At 47.0% G+C, this 16,666-nt stretch carries 17 protein-coding genes; 11 read left to right on the top strand and 6 right to left on the bottom strand.

The features are described 5' to 3' along the window. The first annotated feature begins 31 nt into the window (after positions 1-31). Together ACFVS2_RS23735 and ACFVS2_RS23730 are read left to right on the top strand one after the other, a co-directional pair. A complete protein-coding gene (locus ACFVS2_RS23735) occupies positions 32-691 on the top strand; it encodes an amino acid ABC transporter permease (protein WP_390238281.1) in 660 nt (219 codons plus the stop codon). A gap of 14 nt (positions 692-705) precedes the next feature. Further along, the gene (locus ACFVS2_RS23730) at positions 706-1,452 is read left to right on the top strand and encodes an amino acid ABC transporter ATP-binding protein (protein ID WP_390238279.1); all 747 of its coding nucleotides are present in this window, start codon (positions 706-708) and stop codon (positions 1,450-1,452) included. A 64-nt stretch (positions 1,453-1,516) separates the two neighbouring features. Here the strand turns inward: ACFVS2_RS23730 and ACFVS2_RS23725 are convergent, their stop codons facing one another. Then, positions 1,517-1,780, bottom strand: coding sequence for a KTSC domain-containing protein (locus tag ACFVS2_RS23725; RefSeq protein ID WP_390238276.1), 264 nt, complete (start codon positions 1,778-1,780; stop codon positions 1,517-1,519). A gap of 466 nt (positions 1,781-2,246) precedes the next feature. Between ACFVS2_RS23725 and ACFVS2_RS23720 the strand changes: the two genes are divergently transcribed. From ACFVS2_RS23720 to ACFVS2_RS23710, 3 genes are all read left to right on the top strand, one after another. Next, a complete protein-coding gene (locus ACFVS2_RS23720; RefSeq protein WP_173621031.1) occupies positions 2,247-2,573 on the top strand; it encodes a PadR family transcriptional regulator in 327 nt (108 codons plus the stop codon). A 4-nt stretch (positions 2,574-2,577) separates the two neighbouring features. Then, entirely contained in the window at positions 2,578-3,333 is a 756-nt protein-coding gene (locus ACFVS2_RS23715) for a VanZ family protein (RefSeq protein WP_390238273.1), read from the top strand. Between the two features lie 138 nt (positions 3,334-3,471). Further along, entirely contained in the window at positions 3,472-5,763 is a 2,292-nt protein-coding gene (locus ACFVS2_RS23710; RefSeq protein WP_390238270.1) for a glycoside hydrolase, read from the top strand. A 53-nt stretch (positions 5,764-5,816) separates the two neighbouring features. Here ACFVS2_RS23710 and ACFVS2_RS23705 read toward each other — a convergent pair whose 3' ends face one another. Next, positions 5,817-6,743 (bottom strand): LysR family transcriptional regulator, encoded by a 927-nt coding sequence (locus ACFVS2_RS23705; protein ID WP_390238267.1) that lies wholly within the window; start codon positions 6,741-6,743, stop codon positions 5,817-5,819. Positions 6,744-6,879: 136 nt separating this feature from the next. On the opposite strand from ACFVS2_RS23705, the gene ACFVS2_RS23700 reads away from it, so the two are divergent. The 6 genes from ACFVS2_RS23700 to ACFVS2_RS23675 all read left to right on the top strand — a co-directional run bounded on the left by ACFVS2_RS23700 (position 6,880) and on the right by ACFVS2_RS23675 (position 13,492). Then, entirely contained in the window at positions 6,880-7,635 is a 756-nt protein-coding gene (locus ACFVS2_RS23700; protein ID WP_390238265.1) for an SDR family NAD(P)-dependent oxidoreductase, read from the top strand. A gap of 41 nt (positions 7,636-7,676) precedes the next feature. After that, positions 7,677-8,420: an SDR family NAD(P)-dependent oxidoreductase gene (locus ACFVS2_RS23695; RefSeq protein WP_173621027.1), complete on the top strand. Its 744-nt coding sequence runs from the start codon at positions 7,677-7,679 to the stop codon at positions 8,418-8,420. Positions 8,421-8,574: 154 nt separating this feature from the next. Further along, positions 8,575-8,835: a spore germination protein gene (locus ACFVS2_RS23690; protein ID WP_390238262.1), complete on the top strand. Its 261-nt coding sequence runs from the start codon at positions 8,575-8,577 to the stop codon at positions 8,833-8,835. A 125-nt stretch (positions 8,836-8,960) separates the two neighbouring features. Next, positions 8,961-10,106, top strand: a complete 1,146-nt coding sequence (locus ACFVS2_RS23685) for an alpha-hydroxy-acid oxidizing protein (RefSeq protein WP_390238259.1) — start codon at positions 8,961-8,963, stop codon at positions 10,104-10,106. 241 nt (positions 10,107-10,347) lie between these two features. Continuing rightward, entirely contained in the window at positions 10,348-12,474 is a 2,127-nt protein-coding gene (locus ACFVS2_RS23680) for a bifunctional diguanylate cyclase/phosphodiesterase (protein WP_390238257.1), read from the top strand. Positions 12,475-12,586: 112 nt separating this feature from the next. After that, the gene (locus ACFVS2_RS23675) at positions 12,587-13,492 is read left to right on the top strand and encodes a DMT family transporter (protein ID WP_173621023.1); all 906 of its coding nucleotides are present in this window, start codon (positions 12,587-12,589) and stop codon (positions 13,490-13,492) included. Between the two features lie 53 nt (positions 13,493-13,545). On the opposite strand, the gene nadD is transcribed toward ACFVS2_RS23675, so the two are convergent. The 4 genes from nadD to ACFVS2_RS23655 form a co-directional block, all read right to left on the bottom strand. Next, complete coding sequence (gene nadD, locus ACFVS2_RS23670; RefSeq protein WP_390238254.1) at positions 13,546-14,184, bottom strand: nicotinate-nucleotide adenylyltransferase; 639 nt, start codon at positions 14,182-14,184, stop codon at positions 13,546-13,548. Positions 14,185-14,213: 29 nt separating this feature from the next. After that, complete coding sequence (locus tag ACFVS2_RS23665; RefSeq protein ID WP_390238251.1) at positions 14,214-14,759, bottom strand: cysteine hydrolase family protein; 546 nt, start codon at positions 14,757-14,759, stop codon at positions 14,214-14,216. Between the two features lie 28 nt (positions 14,760-14,787). Continuing rightward, the gene (locus tag ACFVS2_RS23660) at positions 14,788-15,576 is read right to left on the bottom strand and encodes an NUDIX hydrolase (RefSeq protein ID WP_390238249.1); all 789 of its coding nucleotides are present in this window, start codon (positions 15,574-15,576) and stop codon (positions 14,788-14,790) included. A 154-nt stretch (positions 15,577-15,730) separates the two neighbouring features. Further along, positions 15,731-16,417: a YceI family protein gene (locus tag ACFVS2_RS23655; protein WP_390238247.1), complete on the bottom strand. Its 687-nt coding sequence runs from the start codon at positions 16,415-16,417 to the stop codon at positions 15,731-15,733. Between the last annotated feature and the right edge of the window lie 249 nt (positions 16,418-16,666).

Raw genomic sequence — 16,666 nt, 5'->3', positions numbered from 1 at the left:
CGCTTTATTATAAGGATTAGGAGCATACCAGATGAGCTTAGACTATATTATCTCCATTACCGTGCCTATGCTAGAAGGGGCGCAGATGACGGTGTTACTGTTCTTCATCGCTATTCTGGCAGCGATCCCATTGGGATTTCTCATTACCTTAATGGCGAATAGCAGCAACAAAGGTCTGTCTTGGTTCGCGCACACCTATGTGTATGTCATGCGTGGAACGCCTCTATTATTACAGCTATTGTTTTTTGTCTTTGGCCTCCCCCTCTTGCCAGTGATCGGAGAATACTTGGTTATGGATCGATTCGTAGCTGCATGCCTCGGCTTCGTGCTGAACTACGCAGCGTATTTCGCGGAGATTTTCCGTGGAGGACTGCTGTCGATCGACAAAGGACAGTACGAGGCGGCACAGGTCCTCGGCTTTAGCAAATGGCAGACAACCAACAAGATTATTTTGCCGCAAATGTTTCGCGTGGCTTTACCTGCTGTCGCAAATGAATCCATTACTCTCGTAAAAGACACAGCGCTGCTCTATGCGGTTGCCGTCCCAGAATTGCTTCACTTTGCACAAACGGCTGTGAATCGCGATTTTACCATCGTTCCGTTTTTTATTGCGGGAATCATTTATTTGTTGATGACGCTATTGTTGACGTTGTTTTTTAAGTGGCTAGAGAAAAGATTCAAATTCGAATAAAGGGCTGGCGCAATATGGAAATCATTCAAGTATCGAATCTAAAGAAATCGTTTGGTAATCAGGAAGTTTTGCGAGATGTCTCGTTTTCGGTGAAAAAGAACGAAGTCGTGGCAGTAATCGGGCCTTCTGGCTCCGGCAAAAGCACGATGCTACGCAGCTTGGTCAATCTGGAGCAGGTGAATGGTGGCAGCATTCGTGTGCAGGATGATTATTTGGTGAAGGACGGCGTTTATGCCAGTAACCAGGAAATCAAGCAGATCACATCGAGAATGGGCATGGTCTTTCAGCATTTTAATCTGTTTCCTCATCTCACAGTAAAAGAAAATCTGGAGATTGCACCACGCGTAGTCAAAGGTGAGGCGCCCCAGGACATCCACAGAAAGAGTGCAGATCTCTTGGAAAAGGTCGGCCTGTCTGATAAGGCAGACGCGTATCCGGCGAAGCTCTCAGGTGGACAGAAGCAGCGTGTGGCGATCGCCAGAGCACTGATGATGAATCCGCAAATATTGTTGTTTGACGAGCCTACGTCTGCGCTCGATCCAGAACTGACGGGTGAGGTCCTGCAAGTCATCAAGCAGCTTGCCCAGGAGCATATGACGATGATGGTTGTGACGCATGAGATGGGATTCGCACGCGAGGTGGCGAACCAAATCATGTTTATGGACAACGGGGAATTCGTAGAGTCGGGGACACCTGAGCAATTGTTTACAAACGCTAAATTTGAGCGGACCAAATCTTTTTTGCATCGTGCATTAAAATAGGAAGATCAACAACAAATGCCCTCAGTGTCGAGAAGACAGATTGAGGGCATTTTGTATAGACAGGCTACATCACCTGATAGTTCAAGTACCGTTGGCTGATGAACGAATGAAAATGATCACTGAACGAGTCAGCATTTAAAAACGCATTGTAAGCGTAAGGAGTGACCCGACAGTAAACGACCTCTCGTCCATCGTGAAAACGGATGTAGAGGTGGCTTGAAGACAGATCGTAGCGAGCAGCTTTGATCAATTTCGATTCCAGTTCCTTGTAGGTAATTTCTTGGGGTTGATTCTGACGTGGCAGAAATTGGCGGAAAAAAGATCTCAATGTACGTGCAAACTCCTTTATCTAAAAATCTGCTTATCTATTTCTACGAGTCTTCATTTTACGCAAAAATTTAGATTCGGAATACAAAAATAGCACACCAATTGCAAAATAGGCTAAGAGAACCGTATTCAGAACGATCATCGGAAAGTCGGCAAGCATGTAAGTGCCTCCTGTTAGAGAGAATGAAGTCACGAATGAAAAGGAACCTGCTCCAAAAAAGTGAAAATTTTCTTTTTGCTTCGTTCTATGGGCCTATAATCTGATTGTGTATAGAAAGGGATGATCATCCGAAAGTATGTAGACTCATGAAAAATGTTGTCGAATATAGTCTATATTACCTATTTTGTTATTGTCAATAATTACATAGCACCAAAACTTCTTTTCGCAAATTTCCTTGGTGAACTACCTTGTATCACGAGGTATAGTGTGATAATCTCTAGGCATGTCACGGGGAGGAGATGCTTTTGTGAACAAGGAGTTGTTGAAAGGAAGCATCGATCTATTGCTTCTCTCGCTGATCGCACAGAAAGATCAGTACGGCTATGAGTTAGCCAAGAAGATTCGCGATAAAAGCGATGAGCTGTATGAAATCGGTGAAGGCACATTATACCCTGCCCTAAAGCGACTGGAGACGCAAAAGGCAGTGGAGTCTTACTGGGGGGAAGCCAACGAAGGCGGACGCCGCAAATATTATCGGATTACCAAGACTGGCCAGGGACTTCTTCAAGACAAGATGAAGGATTGGCAGAGCTTGAGCAGACTCATTACGCTCGTCAATGAGGGAAGTGAGTAAGCGAATGAAGCTGGAAGAGTACGCAGAGCGGGTTGTCAGTCGTTTGCCGTGTTCCAGATGGGAAAAGCAGGATGTCAAAGATGAGCTGATGGATCATTTAAGGAGCATGAAGAGTGAGTTGGTTGAAGAAGGCTACGAGGAACAGCAGGCCGTCTCTCTGACCATTCAACGATTTGGGCCTACGGGGGCAATCAGCCGGGAACTGTCTGAATCGATGCCGCTCATTGATAAATACTTCCGCAAATGGCTCATGACGTTGTTTTTCTTGTATGTAGCGATCTCCAGCTATCTCTTGTTATTGTCGCCTGATCGCTTCCGGCGCAGAGCTTTTACAGTGGAATGGAAGCAGAGGATGATCGAATACGGTGTCCCGCAATATACGCATCTTTTTCAAAATACGAAGCCATTTCAAACCTTGGTGGATTACGTCTTCCATTATGATCATTACAGCTTCGGTACGGTGATGTATAACTTGATAGGGAATATCCTTATTTTTTTGCCGTTGGGATTGTTTTTGCCGCTTTTATTCTTGTCCTTTCAAAACATGCATCGCGTGTTTTTTCTCACATTGTCCGCCAGTCTTATCATTGAAACGTTGCAGCTTTTTCTTGCATTAGGAAGCTTTGATGTCGATGATCTGCTGCTGAATGTAATCGGGGGACTGATTGGTTATGGAATGTTTCGATTAGGAGCAGCCATGATCCACAGGCGTAGGAAAAGCATTCGCTTCGATGACGATTTGTCCGCTACACCCTCGTAAAAGCAACATAAGTCGAAGAAGCCTCATGGACCGAGGTCGCCGAGTTGTAAGGTGACCTTGGACAAGGTTTTCGATGGCTTTTTATGTATGTGTACATCGTATTACGATATACATAGTTATTCGATCTAGGAGGATTTCATGAAAAGAAAAGCGATTTTACTCATCGTGTTCGCCCTCATGCTCCAAGTAGTAGTTGGTTGTGAGAGCAACCATGCTAACGGGCAAGTGCAGACGAAGCAACACGCAGATTTTACTTTTGATGTGAAGCCGGAGACCTTCGAAGTATTTGTCGAGAAAGACGGAGTGAAGGAAAGTGCTTCTGAGCCCATGCCAGCGCGTAAGGTAGCGAATGTACAAAAAGGTGAGCAGGAGATTACCTGGAGCTATCCAGACGATAAGCTGGATGTCTCGCTTCAAAAGAAAGAGGATCATTTGCAAATCACCCTGACCTCGACAGGGACAGAGAGCTTTTCCTGGCCTACCGTGAAAGGACCTAGCTATATGCTGCCTTTAGGGGAAGGCAAGTGGATTCCTGCCGACGACAGAGAGTGGCAGTCCTTTTTCAAAGAGGAGAGTCTTACTTTCGCGGAGTCATTCTCCATGCGCTTTTTTGCTGTCAATAAGAACAAGTATGCGCTCATGTACGTGGTGGACAACTTGTTTAACAGTACAGTCGATTTTGCAGTCGATCCGACGATTTCCTTCACGTTCTCGCATGAGTTCCCAACGATTAATTCAGACAAGACCTACGGATTCCGCTTGTATGTAACAGACAATGATCCAGTCAGCATTGCAGGCGTGTACAAGGATTATATAAAGGAAAAGGGAGAACTGTTAACGCTTGCTGAAAAAGCGAAAGCCAACCCGGATGTGGAAAAGCTGTACGGAGCTCCTCATTTTTATTTGTGGAACAAGAGCTTCCTGACTGCTGAGGATGTAAAATGGCGTGCATTGAAAACTAAACTGGACGCGAACTTCATCGGATGGATGGAGCAGTTCTTGCAAAGCAGCGAGGATGGAAAAGAGAGCATCCAGCAATTCCGCGAGATTCAAAAACAGGATTACGTCGCGGACTACCAGAAGAGAGCGATCATCAGCGGGTTCAACTATGCGTTGCGCTCGCGTGAGTTTTACAATCCGAAGCTATTTACGAACGTCGATGAGAAGACAAAAGAACTCATCGGAAAAGGGACCGACAAGCTGACGGAAGCACAACTGTACGACTTGAACAAACGACTGCTGAAAAGTGTATTGCAGGATGCCGTTCCACCGGTAGAAAAGTGGGGCAATGCGGATTCTACTGATCTGCTCAGGGACATGAAAGCAGCCGGAATTACGAATGCATGGATCGGCTTGCCGGACTGGACTGCCGCTTACATGAAGCCAGCATTCATTCAACAGGCGAATGATACAGGCTATTTGATCGCCAGCTACGACTCGTACCATTCCATTCATAAGGAAGAAAATCAGGATTGGAATACGGCTATTTTCGAGGATAAGAGCTTGTATGAGAATGCGACAATCACGAAGAAAAATGGAGAAAAGAAGGGTGGTTTTCTGCAACGTGGCAGATTGCTGAATCCAACCTTATCGCTGCCAAGTGTGAAGCAGCGCATGGATGAAATCATGAGTAACGATGTCGCTTTTAACTCGTGGTTTATTGATGTGGATGCAGCAGGGGATTTCAACGATGATTATTCGCCTGAGCACACGACGACAGAAGCGCAGGATATGAAGGCGAAGCTTGCGCGTATGGACTACATTCGTGATGAAAAGAAATTGGTCGTTGGCTCTGAGACGGGCAACGATTTCGCTAGTAGAAGCATTGCTTTTGCCCACGGGATTGAGACGCCTGTCATCAAATGGGCAGATCCAGATATGCGAAAAAACAAGCAAAGCCCGTATTATGTGGGAGGTTATTGGTCCCCAGCGGGTGAGATTCCAGAGCGTTACAAGAAGCAGGTTCCGATCAAGGAAGAGTACCAGCATGTGTACATTGATCCAGCGTACTCCTTGCCGCTATACAAACTGGTGTACAATAACTCGGTGATTACAAGCCATCATTGGGAGTGGGGTAGCCTGAAGATCAAGGGAGAAGTCGGTACTCGCATGCTCAAAGAACTGCTCTACAATGTTCCGCCCCTCTATCATGTGGATAGAAAGATGTGGGATGCTGAACAAGAGTTGATCATGAACTATCTGAAGGTGTGGTCTCCCTTCCATAAAAAAGCAGTGCAGCAAGAGATGACCGATTATCGCGTGTTGTCTGAAGACAGACTCGTGCAAAAGGCAGTTTATGGGGATGATTTGCAAGTGATCGCCAATTTCTCACAGAAAGATTTCACGTACGAGAATCAAGTGGTGAAGGCTAGATCGGCTCTCATTATTGATGGTAAGAATAAACAGACATTCCTTGCTCCAGCGCAATAGGAATGCATGGAAAAAGGCTGTCCGCGAAAATAATGCGGCAGCCTTTTTGTTTACTAAGGAAGCGGGGAGTATTTCTTGCTTTTCAAATCGTATTGGAGTCGATTGATAAAGTTCATGGAAATGCGGGAGTAATGCCGTTCCGCAGAGCGGACCCAGCCATAATAAATAGGTTGTTGATAAGGGATATCCAAATCAAGGGTTCGCGAGTCGGAGTCTTGCAAATGTGGTTCATGAACAAAAGAGTAGTCCAGTCCGATTGTAACAGCGAGATTTTGCCGGATCGCATTGCGGAGGGCTTCTGTGTTGTTTGTGGTGAACAGTATGTCGACAGGACCGTACGTAGCGGCAAAATCCTCTACGAACCATTTGACATAGTCGTCGTTATACAGGACAAAGGATTGCTTGCGAAGCTCTTCGGGCGTAACGGAATCTTGATAGGCAAGGGGCGAGTTTTTGCCTACACCAGCGACCATTTTTCCCTCTAGCAACTGTTCGAACACCAAACCGAGGCCCTCGCTCTTTTTGAGCAGGTTCTCATGGATAATGACCAGCCCAATGTCCAGCTTGTCATGAAGAATGTCCTCTAATATTTCCTGCGTGCCTTTTTCTGCAATTTCGGTACGGATGTGAGGATAATCTTTCTTAAAGCTCGCGACGGCATCGACCAGTAGATTCATGGGACCGGGAATCGTGGCGAGTCTCAGCTCACCCGTCAACGTGTTCGTGTAGTTTTGTGCTTCCTCCCAGATCTCCTGGATTTTCCCCAAGGCTTCAAACGCTTTTTTGATGATGATACGCCCTTCAGAGGTCGGTACAGCTCCTAAGCGCGAACGTGTAAACAGAGTAACGCCTAGCTCTGCTTCCAGACTGGAGAGCGACTGGCTGATGGCAGAGAGCGTGACATGCTTGTTCTGAGCGGCTTTGGTCAGGGAGCCTGCCTTCGCTATTTCTACGATATATTCCAGTTGTTCCAGATGCATTTCGTAAGGTCACATCCTTTAGTCGTACTTAAGGAAGGGTAAGTATGTTTACATATTTTTAAATATAAAAGAGTCCTATAATGAAAGCAAGGCAAGAGATCAGGTACAAAAGACATCATATATGGAGGCGTTTACAATGGCGAGACTCGAAGGGAAAGTAGCGATCATTTCCGGTGGCGGCACAGGAATCGGGAAAACAACAGCGATTCGTTTTGCCGAGGAAGGTGCGAAAGTAGTCGTTACCGATATTAACCTGGAAAGTGCCTCTCAGACGGTAGCCGAAATCAAGGATGCGGGTGGAGAAGCCATCGCGATTGCGCATGATGTAAGCCGTGAAGAGCAATGGCAGCAGGTAGTGGCAACCACCGTTGAGCAATACGACAAAGTAGATATCCTGTTCAATAATGCAGGCATTTATATCATTAAACCGCTGGCGGACATTACCGTGGAGGAATGGAATCGTCTCATGGCGATTAACGTCACGGGTGTCTTTTTGGGAATGAAGCATGTGATGCCACTCATGGCAAAACAACAAGGTGGTTCTGTCATCAATGCTTCTTCCATCGCTGGGCTTTTTGGTGCGCCGGGTCACGTCTTGTACGGAGCGAGCAAGGGAGCGGTTCGCATCATGTCCAAGGATGCAGCCATGGAGTATGCGGCACACGGTGTGCGTGTGAACTCGATTCACCCTGGCTATATCGATACAAACATGGTGTCCTATGCATCGGAGACGACCAAGCATTCCAAAGCAGAGTTGGCCCAGGCTGCTCCAACAGGTCGACTCGGTACTGTCGAGGATGTAGCCAATATGGTGCTGTTCCTTGCTTCTGACGAGTCATCCCATGTTACAGGGGCGGAATTCGTCATCGATGGCGGCGCAACAGCACGATAAAACGGTATGAATACCATTTTCGAAAATAGGAGGAGTTAACCATGAGACTCGAAAATAAAGTAGCGATCGTAACAGGTGGAGCAAGCGGAATCGGAGAGACAACCGTCCGTCTCTTCGCAAATGAAGGGGCAAAAGTAGTGATTGCTGACTTCTCCCCACGTGGAAATGAATTGGCGGAAGAGCTCAATCAGGCGGGCTTCGATGCGTTGTTCGTGAAAACGGACGTAACGAAAGAAGACGAAGTGAAAAATATGGTGAGCGCCACTGTAGAAAAGTTCGGAAAGGTAGACATTCTGTTTGCCAATGCGGGTATCGCGAAAGACGCACCAGGTCATCTGTTGAGTATGGATGATTGGCAAAGAACGATTGATATCAATCTGACAGGCGTGTTCTTGTGCGATAAATACGTTATCGAGCAAATGCTGGCGCAAGGGACTGGCGGCGCGATCGTCAATTGTGGCTCGATCCATAGCCATGCCGGAAAAGCAGGTGTGACAGCATACTCTTCCGCCAAAGGTGGCGTGAAGCTCCTGACTCAGACACTGGGACTTACGTATGCGAAGCAAGGGATTCGCGTAAATGCGGTCTGCCCAGGCTATATTGACACGCCGCTGATCGCTGGTCGAGATGAAGCCTTAAACGAGCACCTGATTGGATTGCATCCGATGGGGCGCTTGGGTAAACCAGAAGAAGTTGCCAAGGCTGTTCTGTTCCTTGCCAGCGATGATGCTTCCTTTGTCACTGGGACAAGCTTGCTGGTCGACGGCGGTTATACCGCGCAATAAAAAGGTCTTTCTCCTCGCGTAGATTTGTCTACTCGGGGAGATTTTTTTTTCGCAAGATCACATCGGACAAATGCCCTCAACCATCGTCCAAGCGGGCGCCAAACCGTTCGAATATGATGGGAATAAGCCATTACGCAACGGGGAGGGAGGAGTTTTGCCGACTTTTGTGGGCACGGTGACGATTACCAATAATGTCGGGAATATCAACTTTGGCGATACGGCAAACAACTCTCCGAAAAGCGTAACCAAAGCGTTTGCTGGTTCAGGTGGAAACAACAGTGGTAACGTGGTAAAGGTCATCAATGAAAATAGTCAAACCATCACATGGGTGGGTTCCATTACCCGTGGAATGAAGGCAAAAAAAGCAAAGAAACAAATCCGTCGCAAAGCTCGAAAAGGCAAAAATAAAAAGTAGCCTTGAAAAAGGCGCGTGTGAGAATGGACAAGCTCAAAAATAGAAAAGAGATTAAGACTATTGCGAATTTATGTGAATTGAGATAAAAAAGATGAAAGACGATCGCAGAAAGGAAAGCAAACCATATGACGAAAACAAATGAAGAATCACTCTTATTTACCCGTGTGAACAAAGACACGCAGGCACTGCCGATTTCCATTGAGGATTGGGAGAAAAAGGCGCGAGAGGTTTTGCCAGATGGGCCATTTGATTATGTTGCCGGGGGATCAGGGGCAGAAGAAACGCTGGTAGAAAATCGGACAGCTTTTTCCCGTTGGGCAATCATTCCGCGGATGATGCGGGATGTGACGAGTCGCACCATCGGTATTTCGATGTACAATCAAGCGTTGCGCACACCGATCTTCTTGGCACCTGTAGGCATGCAGACGATTTCACATCCCGATGGAGAGCTGGCGTCTGCCAAGGCGGCAGCAGCAGCCGGAGTGCCGTTCGTAGCCAGTACAGTTTCCGCTCACTCACTCGAACAGATTGCCGAAGTGATGGGCGATGCCTATCGTTGGTTCCAGCTCTATTGGTCGAATGATCGAGAGGTTTCTGCGAGCATGGTCAGACGAGCGGAAAAGTCTGACTATTCTGCTATTGTCCTCACGGTAGATACCGTCATGCTAGGGTGGAAGCGCAGAGACTTCCGCAACGGGTATTCGCCACTGCGCGAAGGAAGAGGACTGGCGAATTACTTGACAGACCCTGTTTTTTGCTCGAGACTCCCTGAGGTAACGCCGGAAAATGCAGTGGAGGAAGTGTTGAAAAACATTTATCATCCAGCGCTGAATTGGAACGATATCGCCTTTTTGCGTGAGCATACTCGTCTGCCGATTTTGGTAAAAGGCATTTTGCATCCGGATGATGCGCGACTTGCTTTAGAGCATGGGGTAGATGGTATCATCGTCTCCAATCACGGTGGGCGGCAGATGGATGGGGCTATTTCTACGCTGGATGCGTTGCCAGCGATTGCCGAGGTGGTAGCTGGAAAAATACCTGTCTTGCTCGACAGTGGCGTGCGTACAGGAGCAGATGTCATGAAAGCGATGGCTTTAGGTGCCAATGCCATCTTGATTGGTCGTCCATTCCTGTATGGACTGGCTGTTGCCGGAGAGCAAGGCGTAGCGAGTGTGTTAGATACACTCATCCATGAATTTGACGTCGCGATGGCGCTGTCTGGCAGCAATTCTGTCACAGACCTCAATCGCAGTATTCTTGCCCGCTTGTAAGGGGTAGCAGTCCGATCATACCCATTGTTGCAAAAAGTGAGCCAGGCTACGTGCACTGGTTCATTTTTTTCGTATGGACACCTCATGAAGTTTGCAAAAATGTTGTTTCTACCGCAGCTGTTCTCGTTGAACTTTCGGAAAAACATGGTAAAATGGAACGAACTTGTATTCTGAACGTTACGATCCTTCTGTAAGGATCATTTTTTTTGACTGTATTCGAAAGTATAAACAGGAGATTGAAATGAATAACCAAATGATATCTTCACTGACACCCCAAGATTGGGCTGGGCTACTACGCGAAAAAGATGGTGAGCTGAACATGGTTGTGAATGAGCTGGCAGATGTCAAATACGCTTTGGACCAATCCACGATCTTGGCAATTACGGACCATAAGGGGATTATTTTGCGGGCAAATGAGCAATTTTGCCGCATATCCAAATACGAACGAAGCGAATTGATTGGAAAAGACCATCGTATTCTTAATTCGGGTTACCATCCGCAAGGCTTTTTTAAAGAAATGTGGTCTTGCATTCGATCTGGCCAGGTCTGGAGGGGGGAAATTCGTAATCGCGCCAAAGATGGCAGCTATTATTGGGTCGATACAACCATCGTGCCATTTAAGAACCAAGAGGGCGAAATCTATCAATACCTTTCCATTCGCAGTGATATCACATGTCGCAAGCAGATGGAAGACGAGCTCAAGCGGAGTGAAGAAAAGTATCGCATTATCGCGGAAAACACATCGGATATCATCAGCATCATCAACCTGGATGGGGAATTCCTCTATTTGTCACCGTCACATAAGCGCGTATGGGAGCATACCGTTCCTGATGAGGAAATCCTGAACCTGTTCGAGTGGATTGTAGAGGATGACCGAGATATTTTTGCTTATGCGATTCAGCATGCCTTCTCTACGCGTAAAGAGTACATGGTAGAATGCCGAATTAACACCCAAAGAAACGATGTGATCTGGACAGAAAGCAAAATCAATCCGATCATGGATGAAGAAGGAAATGTGACGAAGCTGCTCCTCGTTACCCGTGACGTCACAGACCGTAAACAGTCCGAAGAGACGATTCACCACTTGGCTTATCACGATGCGTTGACAGACCTGCCGAATCGACGGATGTATGTCCAACAGCTCAGCAAGGAAATGATGCAGGCCAAGCGTTTCCAATCGAATCTGGCTGTGTTGTTTTTAGACATGGATCGCTTCAAGGATGTGAACGATTCGTTCGGTCATGACGTAGGGGATATGTTGCTGATCGAAGCATCAAAGCGTCTACAGGCATGCCTCAAGCCAGGAGATGTCGTGGCCAGGTTGGGTGGAGACGAATTTACGATTATGCAGAACCATCTACAAGATCGAAGCGAAGCGACTGCATTGGCAGAGCAGATCATGAATCAGTTACAGCGGCCGTTTGAATTAGAGGGTCATGTGTTCAACGTGTCGTGCAGCATCGGTATCGCCATGTACCCGCAGGATGGGGACAATCCCGAAGATTTGTTGAAAAGGGCCGATACGGCCTTATATACAGTGAAGTCACGTGGGAAGAATGGCTATGACTTTTTCGATCCAACGATGGAGGCGAAGTCGCTGGAGCGCATTTTGATGGAAAATGAGATGCGGAAAGCCATTGAACAAGAGCAGTTCCAAATTTACTACCAGCCCAAAATCGATATTGTGACAAGTTCGATGACAGGCATGGAGGCGCTCGTCAGATGGGTGCATCCAGAGCTGGGCATCATCCCGCCGAATCGCTTTATTCCTATCGCTGAGGAGACAGGAATGATTCTGGCGCTTGGGGAATGGATTTTGAAACAGGCGTGCAAACAAAATAAAATCTGGCACGATCAAGGATATACCCTGAAGGTCTCTGTGAATTTGTCAGCGAGACAGATCTATCAAAAAGATCTGGTCGAGATGATCAAGGATATTCTTCGGGAAACAAATCTGTCTCCTGATTGGCTAGAGCTCGAGATTACGGAGAGTATTTTTGTCAAAATGGAAGAGGCGACGGCAGTCCTGCAACAGATTCGGGACATCGGCATCCAAATTTCGATTGATGATTTTGGAACAGGCTATAGCTCGTTTAGTTATATTAAAAGCTTGCCAGTCGATACAATCAAAATTGACGCCTCATTTATTCGCGACATTCATCACAACCAAGAGAGTCAAGCGATTGTGAAAGCGATTGTCACGATCGCGCAAAGTCTCAATATGAATGTCATCGCAGAGGGAATTGAGCTCCATGATCAAGTAGCGGCTTTGAAGGAAAATGGCTGCGACCACGGTCAAGGCTATCTGTTCAGCAAGCCGCTTCCGACAGATGCTTTCGACCAGTTCCTGCGCCAAGAGCTGCAATAATATGGCAGGAAGCAAAGCCGGGTGAGAACATCCGGCTTCTTCTTTCGTGTGGTACTATAAGAGGCGGACAAAAACATAAGAGCAAGTGTGCAGCTAGAAAGGGAGGCCCCTCGTGGGAAAGTTTTCGGGTAAGACTGTTGTTGCTATTGCAAGTTTGGTATTGATGTGGGGATTAAGCTGGTCGATCTACAAAATGTCACTCGCTTATACGCCACCGATTTTATTCGCAGGAATGCGTTCGCTGATTGGCGGACTTCTGCTCGCTTTATTCATTTTACCGAAATGGAAAAAGATCAACTGGCGTGAAAACTGGTTGCGCTATTGTATATCTGCCTTTCTGAATACCTTGTGCTTTTACGGCATTCAGACGGTTGGACTCGTGTATTTGCCAGGTGGATTATTCTCTGTGTTGGTGTACTTCCAGCCAATCTTGATTGGACTCTTTGCCTGGTTGTGGCTGGGTGAGAGCATGACGGTCCTCAAGGTCATCGGGCTGATCATGGGATTCCTCGGGATACTTGCGGTCAGTGCAGATGGACTGACTGGACAGGTTTCCATCGTGGGCGTTATTTTAGGTTTGTTGACGGCTCTTACGTGGGCGCTGGGCGTGATCTATGTGAAAAAAGTTAGTGCCAAGGTAGATTCGCTGTGGATGGTTGCCATGCAATGCATCATCGGTGGCGCGGCCTTAACTCTTTTGGGGACAGGCGTAGAGAGCTGGTCCGACATTGTCTGGAATGTTCCGTATCTGATCGGTCTCAGCTATGGCGCTACATTTGGGGTACCGATTGCCATTGTCATTTACTTTGGGCTCGTGAATGCAGGCGAAGCGAGCAAGGTGGCCGCCTTTACGTTTCTCGTACCGCTCATCGCAGTCGTCACGGGTACCATTTTCATGGACGAGCCGGTTACGTATTCGCTCATCGCTGGTCTGGTATTGATCGTGTGCAGTATTTGCTTGGTGAACTATCAGAAAAAGATACGACAACCTGCAATTGCTAATACTCTTAATCGTTGATGAGACGACAAAAAAACAGCCGACACCAGGTTCGGCTGTTTTTCTTTTTGAGATTATACGTAGGGCTCTTTGTAGATTCCTTTTTCATAAATGTACTGAAGGCAAGCATCCGGCAACAGGAAGCTGGGATCGCCGCCCTTGCGGATTTCGTCTCGGATGTAGGTAGAGCTGATTCCCATGTTGATGCCTTTGCTCATAATGAGAAAATGCTCGTCGTGATTGCGCAGCAGCGCGTCCTCGGCGATCAGGTCAGCGGTCGGATAGCCTTCACGCGACATCACGATGAAGTTGAAGCCTGCGACCAGCTTTTCAGCGTTACCCCAGTTCGACAGTCCCTCTAACAAATCCGACCCCATGATGAAAAAGAGCTCGTCGTTCGGGTACTTCTTTTTCATGTGCATCATCGTATCGTACGTATAGGTTTCACCTGGCAAGGCATCCATCTCGACTGTAGAAATCTCGAAAAGAGGTTCGTCATATTTGTTTGTTTTGTGTGTACTGCTTGCTAAAGCCAGTTTGAGCATGTGCAAGCGATGGACGTCCTCTGTCTGCAATTTTTTATCATGACGCTTTGAAGAGCATGGTACGAAAATGACTTTGTCCAGTCGTCTCCGGTGAGCGACGGTCGCTGCGGTGAACAAATGGCTATAGGTTATGGGATCAAAGCTGCTGCCATAAATGCCGATTCGCATAAAAATTGCCTCCTATCGTCATGAGCCTGTTATTTTTTTCGAACAGTCATGCCAAGCTGGTTCTGAAAATGACCGAGAGCCCATTTGTGGCCTTCTGGAAGAAAGCTCGCTACAGAATCCTCGTGGATGACGACAGAAAAGCCGTTATAGAAGCCTTCAATCGCTGTATGGAGTACACAAATGTCCGTGCAGACACCTACCAGATGAATCTCGGTAATACCTCTCGTACGCAACAATAGCGCAAGGTCGGTACCTTGGAAAGCACTGTAGCGCGTCTTATCCATCCAGTGAATCGTATCTTCGAATTCCTCGTAAATCTCCTGAATGCTGCCATACAAATTCCGGCCAGCCGTCCCGATAATGTTGTGCGGAGGGTAGAGACCTGTCTCAGGGTGGTACGGGTCCTGCTCGCGATGAGCGTCGACTGCCATGACGACAAAGTCGCCTTCTGCGAGGAAGTCGCGGATCAGCTCTCCAATGCGTCCTTCAATAGCCTGACCAGGCTCTCCACAAGTCAATGCACCATCTGTCGCGACAAAATCATTCGTGTAGTCGATCACAATCAAAGCTTTCATGGCAAAAACCTCCTGAATGTGGACTTTTTCAGTAAATCATGGCAGTTGGGGTAAAGCCTGTAAAGCGATAGAGTTTGGCTGGTGAATTCGAAAACTCGGTCGAGTAGACAGGCTGTCCGTCAGCTGATAGAACTGGCTCGAGCAATCCTTGCCGTCTGGTTGTCGCAAGCAAGCGCCGCTCGAAATTGCCGCGATCTTTTGCCGAAAAGGACGGAACGACGGTCTCGATCACTTGCAGCAGTTCGCTCAAGGTAAACTCATCTGGCAAAAAAGCTTTGGCGATAGTTGTTTGCAGCATCTGCTCACGAACTCGCTGTAAGGCGTCAGTCAAAATTTCACGATGATCAAAAGCAAGGTTGAGGGCAAAAGCTTCTTCAATCGGAAACAGCTGCGCGTCTGATGCATCGTCGTTTGCCTGTGTGTGTTTCAATAAATCTTTATGAACGAGGGAGACATAGGCAACACTCGGGATCCAACCACGAGGGTCTCTACCTGGCTTGTAGTACGTCTTCAACTGCTCGATGTGTACATCGCGGTCAATATTCGTCTCTTCTTTCAATTCACGATAGGCGCTTTCGTCCAGTGTCTCCGATTCATGGGAAAATCCGCCGGGTAAGGCCCATTGCTCTCCAAATGTATCGCTTTTTCGCTTGATCAAAAGGACGGCCAATTGCTTGAGTGGCAGTGATTTTGTTTTCGTTTGGCGCGGGATGGAAAGGATCGTAAAGAGGCAAATATCTGTAGGAAGTCCATCCGGCGAGCGGTACTTTTTGGTACGATAGTGGATGCGTTTGGCTCGAAGGGGAGACGTACTCACAAGATCATCCTTTCCGTTTGCTCGAATCTGTTATCATGCTTTTATGTTATGATATCACTTTAACATTGTCAATATCACAATGTAAAAATCTGTGAAAAAAGACGTCTGTGAATGTCAGACGTCTCTCGAAGCAATTCCTGCGAAAAGCGATTGATTAAACAGCATCCAGCGCGAGTCGCAATGTAATGTTAATGTTTTCTTCCGTTTTGGCCACGATTGTATGAGGGCTAGTCAATCCGAAGTCACCAAACGTTACGACGGACGTTCCTTCCAACTGCAGCTTGCCTTGGGAATAAATCGCGTCAGCATTAATTTTCACGTCTTTGGTAATTCCTTTTACGGTCAGGACGCCATTGATGGTGAACGAAGCTTTTTGGCCTTCTGTCCAAGTGGTTGGCCAGTTCTCAAAGGATTTCGCTTCAAAGGTAGCTGCAGGGTTCACGGCTGTATCAAAGTAATCTGGAGATTTGATATGGGTGTCGCGCTTTTCATTACCGGAGTTCAGCTTATTCAAGTCTGCGGAAGCTATTGCTTTCATTTGATCTGGTGCAGAGAGGTTTACATCCCAGCTACCAGTAATGCCGTCCATTTCAAAGTTTACCGTTTCTTTCGACGTAGTTACGGAGAAATAGACTTTGGACTGGTCATTGATTGTCCATTTTTTATTCAGTTGATCTGCTGTCAAAGGTGTTGACAAAGCGGTAGATGAGGCTGTGGTTACCGCAGCTGCAGGCTGAATCTCCACATGGTTTCCCACGAAATAGTCATAGAGCATGTAACCTCCGATACCGACCACAAGCGTGGCAACTGATGCTGTCAGGATAACCGAATTCTTTTTCATTATTGTATAACCTCCATGTTTTGAAGTGTTCAGATTGTCGTATGTATTTGACTACGCAGGGATCATTATGAGAGAGGAAGCTGAGTGGGGCTTGAAAGCTGGCTGAAAGTTTGTTGAAAGTGCAATGGTAAGAGAATTATCAACGTTTTATATATTAAATTTACATTTATTGGGTTGCTGTACTATCAAAAGCTTTCAGCTCGTACTCAGGGCATATTCAGCAAACATTCAGCTACTCTTGGCCTGTTC

The sequence above is a fragment of the Brevibacillus sp. NPDC058079 genome (genome assembly GCF_042885155.1).
In the GTDB taxonomy this organism is placed as follows: domain Bacteria; phylum Bacillota; class Bacilli; order Brevibacillales; family Brevibacillaceae; genus Brevibacillus.
The sequence above is the reverse complement of the archived record's forward strand: the minus strand, read 5'-3'. Positions and strand labels throughout refer to the sequence as shown.